At 49.1% G+C, this 12,368-nt stretch carries 13 protein-coding genes and 2 pseudogenes; 7 read left to right on the forward strand and 8 right to left on the reverse strand.

Annotated features, from left to right (window positions below):
* Positions 1 to 54: 54 nt before the first annotated feature.
* On the forward strand, positions 55 to 1,077 hold the full coding sequence (locus ABRP31_RS04455; RefSeq protein ID WP_349971614.1) for a Glu/Leu/Phe/Val dehydrogenase dimerization domain-containing protein: 1,023 nt from the start codon (positions 55 to 57) through the stop codon (positions 1,075 to 1,077).
* A 106-nt stretch (positions 1,078 to 1,183) separates the two neighbouring features.
* On the opposite strand, the gene ABRP31_RS04460 is transcribed toward ABRP31_RS04455, so the two are convergent.
* The 3 genes from ABRP31_RS04460 to ABRP31_RS04470 all read right to left on the reverse strand — a co-directional run bounded on the left by ABRP31_RS04460 (position 1,184) and on the right by ABRP31_RS04470 (position 3,263).
* A complete protein-coding gene (locus tag ABRP31_RS04460) occupies positions 1,184 to 2,116 on the reverse strand; it encodes a FecR family protein (RefSeq protein ID WP_349971612.1) in 933 nt (310 codons plus the stop codon).
* The gene (locus ABRP31_RS04465) at positions 2,109 to 2,684 is read right to left on the reverse strand and encodes a sigma-70 family RNA polymerase sigma factor (RefSeq protein WP_238599586.1); all 576 of its coding nucleotides are present in this window, start codon (positions 2,682 to 2,684) and stop codon (positions 2,109 to 2,111) included. The genes ABRP31_RS04460 and ABRP31_RS04465 overlap by 8 nt, the downstream gene beginning before the upstream one ends.
* Before the next feature lie 324 nt (positions 2,685 to 3,008).
* Positions 3,009 to 3,263 carry a YebG family protein gene (locus ABRP31_RS04470; protein ID WP_087268854.1) on the reverse strand — a complete coding sequence of 85 codons (255 nt, stop codon included), beginning with the start codon at positions 3,261 to 3,263 and terminating at the stop codon, positions 3,009 to 3,011.
* A 358-nt stretch (positions 3,264 to 3,621) separates the two neighbouring features.
* Between ABRP31_RS04470 and ABRP31_RS04475 the strand changes: the two genes are divergently transcribed.
* Both ABRP31_RS04475 and ABRP31_RS04480 read left to right on the forward strand, forming a co-directional pair.
* Positions 3,622 to 3,948: a phosphate-starvation-inducible PsiE family protein gene (locus tag ABRP31_RS04475; protein WP_372489333.1), complete on the forward strand. Its 327-nt coding sequence runs from the start codon at positions 3,622 to 3,624 to the stop codon at positions 3,946 to 3,948.
* Positions 3,949 to 4,000: 52 nt separating this feature from the next.
* Positions 4,001 to 4,450, forward strand: coding sequence for a phosphate-starvation-inducible PsiE family protein (locus ABRP31_RS04480; RefSeq protein ID WP_349971610.1), 450 nt, complete (start codon positions 4,001 to 4,003; stop codon positions 4,448 to 4,450).
* Positions 4,451 to 4,606: 156 nt separating this feature from the next.
* Here the strand turns inward: ABRP31_RS04480 and ABRP31_RS04485 are convergent, their stop codons facing one another.
* Both ABRP31_RS04485 and ABRP31_RS04490 read right to left on the reverse strand, forming a co-directional pair.
* Entirely contained in the window at positions 4,607 to 5,347 is a 741-nt protein-coding gene (locus ABRP31_RS04485) for an HNH endonuclease (RefSeq protein ID WP_349971609.1), read from the reverse strand.
* A 4-nt stretch (positions 5,348 to 5,351) separates the two neighbouring features.
* Positions 5,352 to 6,521: an AAA family ATPase gene (locus ABRP31_RS04490; RefSeq protein WP_349971608.1), complete on the reverse strand. Its 1,170-nt coding sequence runs from the start codon at positions 6,519 to 6,521 to the stop codon at positions 5,352 to 5,354.
* Between the two features lie 496 nt (positions 6,522 to 7,017).
* Between ABRP31_RS04490 and ABRP31_RS04495 the strand changes: the two are divergent.
* A pseudogene (locus ABRP31_RS04495) lies at positions 7,018 to 7,218 on the forward strand (phosphate-starvation-inducible protein PsiE); the annotation flags it as partial.
* Positions 7,219 to 7,271: 53 nt separating this feature from the next.
* On the opposite strand, the gene ABRP31_RS04500 reads toward ABRP31_RS04495, so the two are convergent.
* Complete coding sequence (locus ABRP31_RS04500) at positions 7,272 to 9,176, reverse strand: ATP-binding protein (RefSeq protein WP_349971606.1); 1,905 nt, start codon at positions 9,174 to 9,176, stop codon at positions 7,272 to 7,274.
* 117 nt (positions 9,177 to 9,293) lie between these two features.
* Between ABRP31_RS04500 and ABRP31_RS04505 the strand changes: the two are divergent.
* Positions 9,294 to 9,503 (forward strand): annotated as a pseudogene (locus ABRP31_RS04505) (phosphate-starvation-inducible PsiE family protein); the annotation flags it as partial.
* 243 nt (positions 9,504 to 9,746) lie between these two features.
* Here ABRP31_RS04505 and ABRP31_RS04510 read toward each other — a convergent pair.
* Entirely contained in the window at positions 9,747 to 10,082 is a 336-nt protein-coding gene (locus tag ABRP31_RS04510) for a DUF3509 domain-containing protein (RefSeq protein ID WP_087268860.1), read from the reverse strand.
* A gap of 165 nt (positions 10,083 to 10,247) precedes the next feature.
* Here ABRP31_RS04510 and ABRP31_RS04515 point away from each other — a divergent pair, with 165 nt between their 5' ends.
* Entirely contained in the window at positions 10,248 to 10,793 is a 546-nt protein-coding gene (locus tag ABRP31_RS04515) for a sigma-70 family RNA polymerase sigma factor (protein ID WP_349971604.1), read from the forward strand.
* Positions 10,790 to 11,752, forward strand: coding sequence for a FecR family protein (locus tag ABRP31_RS04520; protein WP_349971603.1), 963 nt, complete (start codon positions 10,790 to 10,792; stop codon positions 11,750 to 11,752). Before ABRP31_RS04515 ends, ABRP31_RS04520 begins: the two co-directional genes overlap by 4 nt.
* Before the next feature lie 85 nt (positions 11,753 to 11,837).
* Here ABRP31_RS04520 and ABRP31_RS04525 read toward each other — a convergent pair whose 3' ends face one another.
* Positions 11,838 to 12,266 carry an HPF/RaiA family ribosome-associated protein gene (locus tag ABRP31_RS04525; RefSeq protein WP_087268869.1) on the reverse strand — a complete coding sequence of 143 codons (429 nt, stop codon included), beginning with the start codon at positions 12,264 to 12,266 and terminating at the stop codon, positions 11,838 to 11,840.
* Positions 12,267 to 12,368 lie beyond the last annotated feature (102 nt).

Consider the following 12,368-nt stretch of genomic DNA (forward strand, 5'->3'; position numbering starts at 1 on the left):
TTTTTTTGCAGCGCCTATACTCGCTTTAGAAAAAAACATACCGGAGCACCGTTGATGTTCGCACTCATGCATACATCACGCGTCGAGTCGCTGCATCTGGTCGTCGACCGGGAAACCGGCCTGAAAGCAGTGATCGCTATCGATAACTGCCAGAGGGGGCCAGCTTTGGGCGGCTGTCGCTATCTTTCCTACCCCGATGAGGAGAGCGCGATCGAGGATGCCATTCGGCTGGCGAGAGCCATGAGCTACAAGGCTGTGCTGGCCGGGCTGCCTTTAGGCGGCGGCAAAGCGGTGATCATGCGTCCGGCCCATATTCCCAGTCGTGCGGCGCTGTTCGAGTCGTTCGGCCGTTTTATCGAAAGCCTCAATGGGCGTTACATAACGGCGCTGGACAGTGGCACCTCCAGCGCTGATATGGATTGCATCGCGCAACACACCCAGCATGTCACCAGTACCAGCGAGTCGGGTGATCCTTCGTTGCACACCGCCATGGGCGTTTTTGCCGGGATTCGAACCACAGCGATGGCTCGATTGGGCAGCGATAACCTGGAAGGTCTGCGGGTGGCAATACAGGGGCTGGGCAATGTGGGCTACTCGCTCGCCGAGCAACTGCATGCAGCGGGTGCCGATCTGTTAGTCAGTGATCTGGACCAAGGGCGTGTGCAACTGGCCATGGAACAGTTCGGTGCTCATCCAATTGCCTGTGAAGCGTTGCTCAGTACACCTTGCGATATCCTCGCGCCCTGCGGCGTAGGCAGTGTGCTCAACAGCCAGACGGTGGCTCAGTTACGTTGCGCTGCGGTGGCTGGCGGGGCCAGTAATCAGCTCAGCAGCCTGCAAGTAGCTGATCAGCTTGAGGCTCGCGGTATTCTTTATGCTCCTGACTATGTGATCAACTCGGGCGGGCTTATTTATGTTGCACTGCAGCATAATGGCGAGAGCCCAAACAACATCACTGCTCATCTTTCACGCATCGGCCAGCGATTGACCGAGGTCTATGCCCACGCCCAGGCAGAGAAACGTTCGCCTGCGCGCGTGGCGGATATGCTGGCGGAGCATTTGTTGGGAGTGGAGTAGGGCGGCTGGTTTTTGTAGATCATGCGAATTTCGTGGGACCGGCTTCAGCCGGTAAGAGGCCCGTACATCCACGCATCTGCGGCGATTGCGTGCAACCTCAAAACTTCTATTTCAGCACGGTCAGCAACGGCGAATACTGCTCCACCTTCCCGCCGACCGGCTTTGCCAACGCTTGCAACGCGCGCTGCGTATCGCGCAGATCGTAAAGCCCGGTCACCCGCTTTTGCCCAATGGCGTCATCGCCGATCACGATCCAGCCACGCTGATATTTGCGTAATTGCTCAACGACTTCGAGCACTGTGGCGTTTTCGAAAAACTGCTGGCCGCTGACCCAGGTAGCCACGTCATCGGGTGCGATTTCCGATTGTTGAGCGCCGCCCTGTACTGCATCCAGCCACAGCCGTTGACCAGCCCCGAGACGATAAGGTGTGCCGTTGGCATTGACGCCGACTGCGCCTTCGCGGACTTCGACCTTGATGCCGGCGTCCGTACGAGCGACGTCAAACGAGGTGCCGAGTACCCGAACGGCCACGTCGTGGGTATCGACCTGAAAAGGCCGGCGGGCGTCATGCACCACATCGAACAGCGCTTCGCCGCTGAGCAGGGTGACCTGTCGAGTATTGCCGCTGTAGTCCACATTCACGGCGCTGCGTGCTGCCAGGGTCACCTGGCTGCCGTCAGCCAACTGCACGACACGAGTCTCGGCGGTGCCCGTGTGATAGTCCGCCTGCCAGTCCGGGTTGTTCAGCCATGCAGTTCCCAGCGCCACGACGCAGACACAGGCCGCCGCCAGCATCGACCAGTTTCGGCGCGAAGATTTGAGTGGCACGGCTTGCGTGGGTGTCGGCCAGTGAGCGGTAGTAGAAGGCTGCTCGATGGCTGACCAGGCGCGATTGACCTGGGCCCACGCCGTGAGATGTTCCGGACTCGCGTGCAGCCAATGATCAAACTCTTCGAAGCGCGCAGGTTCCGCCTGGAGATCCAGTAACCAGTCACTGGCCTGTTCCAGGCTGGCCTTGGAAGGCGTCAACTCATGCACGTGGGCGCTCCTTGCGTTGAACGGCCTGCGCAGGCGGTTCAACCTCGATACTGGAGGCCAACTGAACCACGGCGTCCCGCACCAGACGGTGAGTCATGGACAGCGTTATGTTCAGATGGCTGGCGATTTGCTGGAGAGTATAACCACCCAGACGATGCATCTCGACGGCGATGCGCATTTGTTCAGGCAGGTCAGCAAAGGTGGCAGCGACCTGGCGGATGTCAGCCTGATGCAAAACCTGTTGCTCAGGAGAGTGCAGTTGACCCGGTTGCATCCACTGCGGAGGGCTTTGCTGCTGACGGTTTTCGCTGTTCTGACGGCGCATGGCATCCAGCGCCAGATTGCGCACAATGCGATAGAGATAAGCGGCAGGTTGTTCGAGTGCGGCGCTGGTCGGCTCGCTGAAACGCAGGAAGGCATCCTGCACTACGTCCTCGGCGCTCGCGCGATCACCCAATACCCCTTTGGCGTAGTTGATCAACGCAGGACGATGGGCGAGATAGAGGCTAAGCCTGGCGGCTTTATCGGGCACGGCAAAACGCTCTGAAAAGCAAAGTTCGCCGCCCATGGCAGCCACATATAATGTGCCGGCGAGGCTACCATGGATGAGACTGCTTCTCAATTGCTTTAGTGTTGCGTGATAACGGATTTTTGCAGGCGTTGCCGAAAGCTGCGATGGCGATATTTCAGGATCAATGCTTTCGCAGCCTTCGGCAGCTCTTATCAAACAATATGCAATTTTGTGAGTAGACCCAAATCCTGTAGGAGCTCACCGAGGTTACGAGGCCAGCGATAGCGGAGTGTCAGACAAACCGCTATCGCTGGCCGCGTAACCTCGGTGAGCTCCTACCGTCCAATGTTTGCCGGTTAGGCCTGCTTTGGTGTCAGGCGCTCAGCCTTCCTGCCCCAACTCTGCCAGTGCACTTGCGTTGTTCTTGAACGCCGCGGCGAACACGACACGGTTTTTAGCCATGAAAATACTGGTGTCTTCTGCTTGCTGCTCGGTCAGGCCCGGGACGTTCTTCAGCAGAATCTCGGTCAGCGACTCTGCCAGTTCAAGCATCTGGTCGTGTGCATCGGCGAGTTTACGATCCACGAATGTAGTCTCCAAGTCGCGGGTACTGCGATATAGGGTTTCAACAGCCATGTGAGGCCTCGTAATCAGGTGCAGTATTGGAGGGGCACGCCCCTGGTTGTGCTTGTGAAACAGGTCAACGCTTATGAAGCAGGTCAGAACGGCCGACTTGCGGTGCTGCACAATCGGTCGCAACGAATACTGGTTGTTTATACAGTTGTAAGCATAAGCCAATCACTCTGGCTTGAATAGTGGCTAACACGCATCTTTTTTACTCCCTTCATGTGCCTTGCGACAACCCGCCGCGCTCTTAACTCTGGCTAATGGCCTCGTTCCTGCTTGAGAATCACGCGCGGCAAAGCTTCACCTACAAAGCGGCATTATGTTGACCGGGAAGTGTTGCTCAATTTTTGTACAGGATGAGTTGAAAATGTCGGAACTGAAATGGGCTGAAAAGCTGCGCAAGACCCTGCACGATCAAGCGGATTCGCTTGGCAATCTGTGCGTAGAGGCTTTCCATTACCTGGCGCTTTTCGGGATTGGGGCGATCACGGCGTACGGTGCGATTCCGGCCTTCGTCGAGATGATCGGCAAAGGCAGTGTCAGTGTTGACGATATCCTGTTGCTGTTTATCTATCTCGAGCTCGGGGCGATGGTGGGGATCTACTTCAAGACGACGGTTTACGTTACTAACATTTTTCATAGTGGTCGCCATATTCTTATAAGCCCTGATAACGCTGGGGCTTGGTGTGCATGACCTGCCGCGTGGTTGGCTTGATTCGCTTAATTTCTGAACAGTGGTGGTCACGATGACGCAAGAAGTGAAATGGGCTGAAAGCCTGCGCAAAAAGTTGCATGGTGGTGCTGATTCGATTGGCAATTTATTCGTAGAAACGTTTCATTATCTCGCCCTTTTCGCAATTGGATTAATCACCGTTTGGGCTGGAGTGTCTACATTTATAGGTATGCTTCAACAGCCGAAAATAACGGTTGATGATATTTTGTTGCTTTTTATCTATCTAGAATTGTTAGCCATGGCGGGTATTTATTTTAAAACTAACCACATGCCCCTGAGATTTTTATTGTACATCGGCGTAACCGCATTGATTCGATTGTTGATAAGTGATGTTTCTCATCACAATGCGCCAGATACCGGGATTCTTTACGTGTGTGGTGGTGTGTTGTTACTGGCGATTTCGATTTTGGTGGTTAGGTATTCATCTTCAAAATATCCGTCAATAAAAGAAAAGACAGACTAAGTTCTAACAAGCACAATGAGGACTTGGAGTCCCGGTGATCCATCGAAGTTGATAATCGCCTTCATTATATCTAGTCAGCTCCTCATAAAAAGGATGGGGGCTAGATGTTTTATAACTAAGCTTGAAGGAGTTGTTGACTCCCTCAAGCTGGATTTTTTATGTGATTAAAGTGAGAGTTGATGCAGATTTCAGTAGGGTTTCTAGTTGCTGGCTCCAGATGTTGTAGGTTTTCATCTGCTCGATAACGTCTAAAAAATCTTCGTCGTTTAGTGCAATGGTGGCCGTAGTTGCCGAATAGATGGCGGAGCATTGGCATTCTAAAAGAATGGTTTCAATGATTCCGAGTAACTTGTTTTTTCTGCGAGTTGTTTTGGTCTTGATCCAAAGTTCTAGTCTTTCGGTAGCAGTTTCGATTGATGCTTGTAATTGCTGTCCGATGTCAAAACGTTTTAAAACCAGTCGTTCAGAGTTGTTTAGATCTACTGCCTCTATCGTAGCTTTCCCAAGCTCAGTAACACCTTTTAATTTGTAGAGCTTCAGTTTGAGATGCTCCCTTGGATTTATATCGTATGGGTTTATTATCGGTTCGTCTTCGACATCGTGATCGCTTTTGGCAATATTACATCTTTTACACGAAGGCAGAAGGTTAAGCCAGTCGACGACTAGATCGTGATGTTTGTTCTTGTACTTAAAGTGCTCTACCTCCATGTATTTGCTTTCTTCAGAGACGCAGCATTCGCAATAGGCACATTTTTCATTGCTGGATTGCAGAAGTGGCTTTTTTATATCTTCGTGATTCCAAACGCTATTACCAGTTTCTTTGAAAATTTGCGTTAGCTCCGAAGTTTTCTTGTTAGAAAGAAATATAGGCTTTTGGGCTCTTTCAAGTTTTATCATGGTATTATCCTTTCAGTGCGCCTAACTGAAAGGCAAGAAGCTTTCTTAAATGGTTATCTGGATGTAGTAAATTGTCCAGCTTTTCATAAGCTACTCTGGCCTCACCGTAATTTTCATCATCTACGGCTTTTTCAAATTTATTGAGGGTTTCATGGTAAATTAAGGTGCGAGTGTCTTCCATACCCATCACATCTTTTAGCACTTCCTCAACTGTCCATCCTTGAAAGCCATACTGAGTTTTCGGAAGGGTCCTTCTAAATACATGACCATCATCTGTCTGAAGGGCAATCACCTCATCTAACTGTGCTGCTTGTATTACATGAGGGCTGTGAGTGGACACTATGAATTGGGATTTTGGAAACGCAATAGTCAGGATTTTTGCTATTTTGGCTTGCCAATCTGGGTGTAGGTGAAGTTCGATCTCATCAATGAGTATTACCCCGCAGAACTCATCAGCTTTCACCTCCGTATCTTTGAATCTGAATTCTAGCTCTTTTACAATGCCAAATAATATAGAGAGGCAAGATTTAAATCCTGATGATAAGTATTCATATAGTACTTCGCCGGCAGGCGTATTGACCATTATCTCGTTAGAACTTGCGTCAACCCTGCTGAAGTTGTAATTGGAATTTAGTATCCCAAAAAAACTTTTGGCAAGGCTGATATTGTGCAATTGAGCGCTGGTAAGTGAGTTTGAATGTGCGGAGTATAAGTGTCGATTGACGAACCAGTTCTTAACTTCTGAAATATTAAGGCCACTTATATTTTCAGTTGCGATTTTTGAAGTGTCCTTGGTTACGTCTTTTGCTACAGCATTCAGTGGTTGATAGTTAAATGTTCTAGCTACTTTGAGTGATAGTAAATGTTTGGCTCGCTGCTCAATGGGTTGGGTGAAAGAGTTACCTCTGGCAGGCAGAAACTCAGTCACTTTGAAGCCTGCGGGCTCTGTTGAGGATACGTCATCTATCCAAGCGCGAACCTCTCCTTCTAAAGAGTCCACCCGACGTTTTAGAATGGGCACAAACTGTCCTGAGAAGCTTTGTGCGATACATTCTAAGATTGTTGTTTTTCCTATGCCATTTGGCCCGCAGATGATATTCATGTGTCGATTGAATTCAATTTGCAGGTTATCTATATTTGCTACATTTTGTATTGCTATTTTGATTAAATTCATAGTCCCTTACGTCCATTTGATTGTATATGGGTTGTTTTCTTTACTCAAGGTTGGAAGTGTATATTCGGTAGTTTGTTTGCTGTTACAACAGTTTATGTTAGCTTGTTTGTAGCGCTTACGCAATTGGTGTTATTTTTCGATATTTTTATGGTGGGTATTTGAGAGAGGTGGTTTTATGAGGTTTAACTAATGTTTTTAAAAGATTAGCAAAGAGAAGTTATTGTATTATGTGTACAGCGTATGACTAAATAAGATCTTTAGATGGCTGAGGCTCTTCAATGCAGCGTGTGAGTACCAATAGTTTCTGAAGTAGCTTGGCTTTGCACAAATGAGAGTAATCCAAAATATTGCCCAGATGGATAGCCTGAGCTGTGTCGTTGATGTTCTCGCAGGTGGATTTTGCAGCCACTTTTTCTACATCGCAGTGTGCTTCCACTACATAGCCGTAAGTTTTGCGTGTTATTTCTAAAGGCCCAGATAAGCGGCGAGTATGATCAAAACTAATCACATGCCGCTGTAATTCTTCCTTTGCACAGGAGTGACGGCGTTGATTCGGCTACTTATTAGTGATGTTTCGCACCATAAAGCTCCAGATGAAGGAATTTTGCACATCTGTGGTGGAGCGCTACTCTACGTCTTCCCAATTCTCATTGTAAGATATTCCTCTATATCCAGTGGCGAAGAAAAAGAGAATTGATTAATAGTCTTTTTTTTATTCGATTTGGGGTGGCCTTTCTCCACCCTTACGGTTCAGTCAACCCTAAAAAATTTCTCTATAGTTTCCGACCATTCTGGCGTTGTGTTAAATACAGTGTATTTCCTTGAGATCTCAGCCTTGACAGCTGCACTTTGCAAGAAATTTTTAATGTCATTTTTTAAGTGGAAATTTTCATTGTTGAATGATAAGAAGCTTAGGTCGTGATTTATTCCAGAGTATTTTACTTCCGTGTTAGGTAGCAACGAGTTAAATGCTGCCTTTATGTCGTCTGGTGCTTGGCGGCGCGCAACTATTTTTGCGGCATTGAAAAAATCTTTCGGGTCTAAAGTGTCCTCAAGCTCCGTGTGGTGATAATGCTCAAAACTTGCTGCTGGAACAAGGTAAGCTTTGTTTTTTTCAGCATTAACTTGGAAACGAAGTATTTTTAAAATCTTCTGTGCATTAGTAGTGGTGTCTTGGATTTTTGCAATTTGTGTATCAGTGTCAATGAGGCAGAGAACCTTTCCTTTGAATAATCCTTGTTCGGTGCTGTCCTCTGCTGCGATTCTTAAATACTCATATATTTTCTGAACGCTAGATCGTCCGCCCACAGGTAGTATTGTGAGATTAAGAATTTTATTCTTTAATATTGTTCTTAGGTAGTTTTGGTCGTTGTGTCCCTCACAGATGATCCAATTCTCTTCTCTTCCTCCTTTCATGACCGACAGTATTGAGGATACCAAATCGAAGTAACTTTTCATCTCAAATGCGTCTGGAAACCGTTTTCTCTCATCTTGGATTCGTGACAAATCTAATGAGTTTATGGCAGGTTTCTCCTCTAGCCGACTGACATGATTTAACGTCGCCTCTTCAGGGGTCATCAGCAAGCCGTACCAATGGGTGGAAATGAGAACTTGTTTTTTGAATTCTTTTGAGATGTTGAATATTTTTCTAAATTGCCCTAAGCAGTTGGTAGGACTTAGGCTGGCTTCAGGCTCGTCTATCGCCAGAATTAATTCTTTCTGCGCAAGTGCGCTATTGCTTAAGAGCGCATAGGCAACATCAATTATGGCCATGCGCTGCTCACCAGAGCTTAAGTCGCTTATAGACTTTCCGTCTTTTTGTAAAGGGCGCTTGGATATATATTTGTTTAGTATTATATCTGTGATGTCGTTGGCAGAGAATTTGCTATAGGATGTATTTTTATATTGGTATTGCTCGTTTATTTTTCCGAGCTGCTGGTTGATGTCCAGCATGAATTTTTCTAGTTTTGTATTGATGTCTTTTATTGGGCTGAATCCGTCTTCTTCCTTGGCGAGTATGCTATCTATTTCTTTGATAAGGTTTTTATCTAATAGCCCCTGTAGTTCGTTGGATCTGAGGTGTAATAGTTCAGTGGGGGAGTTATGTATTGGTAAATATATATAAGCATAGCGATGGACGATCGAGGCGAGTAGCTTGATGTGCTCTGATAATTTGAACGTTTTTTCTTTTGAAGTGGTGAGGGAACTTTGATGAGTGGAAGTGTAATTTATCTCTCTGAGTTCATTAATTCCGATTACGATGAGGTAATAGTCAGATTTAGTAATGTCCGACTGAATTTTTTCCCTGAAATTTACGAACTCGTCCCACGCATTGTAATTTGCTATGCCTTTATTCGTAGGCGTTTGGTAAGACCAGAAAAATTCGCTGAGGTGTTCTATTAACGGTGATGATTTAAAATCTCTTTTAGGGATTAAAAACATTGGGCATATGAAGCTTTCTCGACGCTTTGATGCAATGTTTAAGTTCCACTCTTTTTTATTAAAAAAAGTATCGAGAGCTTCTAGTATCGACGATTTCCCCGCGCCGTTCCTGCCTATAAATATGCTTAATTTATGGTGGCTTTTATTTATGAACGGTATGAAAGTCATATTTTGATAGATTTTGTAGTTGCTTAGTATAATCCCTGCAAGCATTTCAACTACCCTGTTGTTTATATATGGTGATGGCTAAATGATATCTGTTGAGGGTATCAATTTAGCTGACGCCTTGTCTACAAACGGGATAATCCAATTTTTGCGGCACCTGTCGTCAAGACCAACCACATGCCAATCCGGTTCTTGATCTACGTAGCGATCACCGCCCTGACGCGGTTGTTGATCAGCGACGTTTCTCACCATGCTCCGCCTGATCTGGGGATCATCTATCTGTGTGGCGGGATTCTGCTGCTGGCGTTCGCGATTCTGGTGGTGCGGTTTGCTTCGTCGCGCTTTCCTTCGGTGAAGGACAAGTCGGAAAGCTGAGTCCACTGACTGCTTTAGTAGAAGCTGCCGCAGGCTGCGATGGCGGTATGTTTTGTCCTCAAGAGAGGAAACGCAGTTCCAACCCCTCGCGAACACGTTCACTCCTGCAGAAGAGGGAGTGCAGTTGCTTCCGGATATTGGATGTTGTGATGATTCAGGCCCGCTGGCGGATTACGTCAGTAGGGCCTGACAAGAGGTTGAAATGAGGGATGCTGCCATCGTGAAAAAAACGATGACTCTGCATCAAATTCCCACCGCCAGTGTTGGACGGTTGCTCAACAGGTTCGCAAGGGTTGACGGTGGTGGCGCGAGTCGCTTCACGTTGCCGTCGGTCATCGCTGCCAAAATCTTGATCGCGCTGTGGCCTTCTTCGATAGCAATGCCGAATTGCACGCTTTCGATCAGCCGTTGCAAGCGTTTGGGATCATTGCGCTGAGCGGCGCTGATCAAACGTTTGGCGACGACGCCGGTTTCGTTCGACAACGTCAGCATAATGCTGCCGTCGAGGCCTTGAATGCTCAGATTCACCCGATAGTCAGGATGAAAAGCATCGGTAATCTGTTGAAAAGGATTATCCATTTTCGGTACCTGCCAGTAGGGACTGCATAAATTGACTGGGCGTTTGACCCTTTAGTTCTCGACGAATGAGTGAAAGATCGGAAAATTCTTACGCTTGCCGTTGTTACTGAATGATGGCATCTTCCGCGTTAATGATAATTTTTCTTGTTTGAGAAGCATTGCCGCATGCGCGACATTCCTGCATCCGATGACGACTTGATCCTTCGTCACCGGCAATTTACTGCGCTCTACAGTGACCACCATTCCTGGTTGCACGGGTGGTTGCGTAAAAAGCTCGGTTGCTCGCAGCGTGCGGCCGATCTGGCCCATGACGCGTTCATCCGTGTGCTGACACTCGCAGAGCCGCAAAACCTCAAAGAACCTCGTGCATTTCTGACCACTACTGCCACCCGTCTGCTAATCGATGGTGCCCGGCGCCGCAAGATCGAACACGCTTACCTGGAGGTATTGGCCCTCAATGCTGAAGAGGGCAGTATTCCCAGCCCTGAGGCGATTCATGCTGCCTTGCAGATCCTGGAAAAAATCTCCGTGATGCTGGAAGGGCTGCCCGCCAAACCACGCGAGGCGTTTTTGCTCAACCGCCTGGACGGCTTGAGTTACAGCGAGATCGCTCAGGTGATAGGTGTCTCAGCCAGCATGGTCAAGCAGTACATGGCCAGCGTGCTGGTGCATTGCTATAAGACTCTGCATGGTTCGGGCCACTTGTCATGAATGTAGAACAAGAACCCTGCGACGCCATGATCGGTCAGGCTGCGCAGTGGTTGGCGTTGCTGCACGACGATGCCGTGAGCGCGGCCGACCGGCAGGCATTCAACACGTGGTGCAACGCTGACCCGCGACATGCCTTGGCCATCACTCGCATGCAGAAGGTGATGGGCAGTTTCGAGCAGCTGCCCGTCAAGCCCGCCAGGAAGGCATTGGGCAAGGTTTTCCCACCGGCCAAACGCAGGCTTTCGTCCCGACCTGCACAAGTAATTGCCTTGCTGGGAATGTTGGTTTTCGGCTGGTTCAGTGTTGATCAGGGGCCAGTCTGGCTCGCTGATGAACGCACTAATACCGGCGAAAGACGTGAAGTTTTGCTCACCGACGGTAGCCAGTTACAGCTCAACAGCGACTCGGCACTGGACGTAGAATTCGACGAACGGCGGCGAGTCATCGAGTTGTACCGCGGTGAAATGTGGGTGCAGGTCGCAAAAGACCAGCACCGTCCGTTCGTGGTCAAGACCAGTCAAGGCACCATAACAGCGCTGGGTACGCGCTTTGTGGTGCGTAAACGGCCGGATGGTTCGGTTCAGGTCAGCGTGCTTGAGTCGGCGATTGCCGCCAATGCTGATCGCTCGACCGACGTGCGGGTTAACACCGGGCAGAGTGCGACGCTAAAGGATGGAGTAGTACAGACACCGAAAGCCATGGGGAACGATGACCCGGCTGCCTGGACCCGCGGGATGCTCAAAGCGGATGACCGCCCACTGGTCGAAGTCCTGCAAGCGCTCGCGTCCTGGCGGCATGGCATCCTGCAGTTCGATGAGCAGGCGCTTCAGGGCATTCGTGTTTCCGGTGTGTTTCGTCTGGATGACAGTGACGCGGCCCTCGCCACACTGGCCGATAACCTGCCGATCAGGATCGAGCATTTCACGCCTTTGTTCGTCAGGATCACGCCCGCCAATTGAGGCCGGAAACGAAGAAGGGCGGACCTGTTTTTCAGGTCCGCCCTTCATTCAAGAGGTCGTAATTTGATTCAGGTTAATGCGTTGCTCAACCCAGTTGGGCGACGCTTTTTTCCTGCTCCTTCTCCAGAAACTCCTCTTGCAACAGAGCGTCGGGGTTTTCCGATTCCAGCTCTGCGCCTTCGATAACTGGCGCACCTGCGCGCTTTTTACGCAATTTGCCGAATAGATGCTCAAGGGCATGATCAAGTTTTACTGCGGCACCATCCACTGCCTGATCCAGGGTGTCGGCTTTATGAGTCACGGAGATAGGCTGGTGACCTTTTGGTCGGGCTTCCATTTGGCAGCGCATGTCATGCGGGCCGGGCTTGTCACCGTTTTCATCGCGGATGTGGACTTCGATGCGGGTCAGATCCTCTTCGTAACGTTCGAGCGTGCTTTCAACAGTGGTACGTACCCACTCCTCCAGTCGGATGCTGCTTTCGATGTGGTTATCGCAATTGACCTGGATTTGCATAGTTGTTCCCTTCTAAGGCTTGCTCTTGTGAGATCGGACATGGCTCCTGTTCAGGAGGTTCATTTTCGTCTGGCCTCAGTCACAGTGTTGGCGCTTCTGGAG

Source organism: Pseudomonas caspiana (assembly GCF_040224095.2).
Lineage (GTDB): Bacteria > Pseudomonadota > Gammaproteobacteria > Pseudomonadales > Pseudomonadaceae > Aquipseudomonas > Aquipseudomonas caspiana.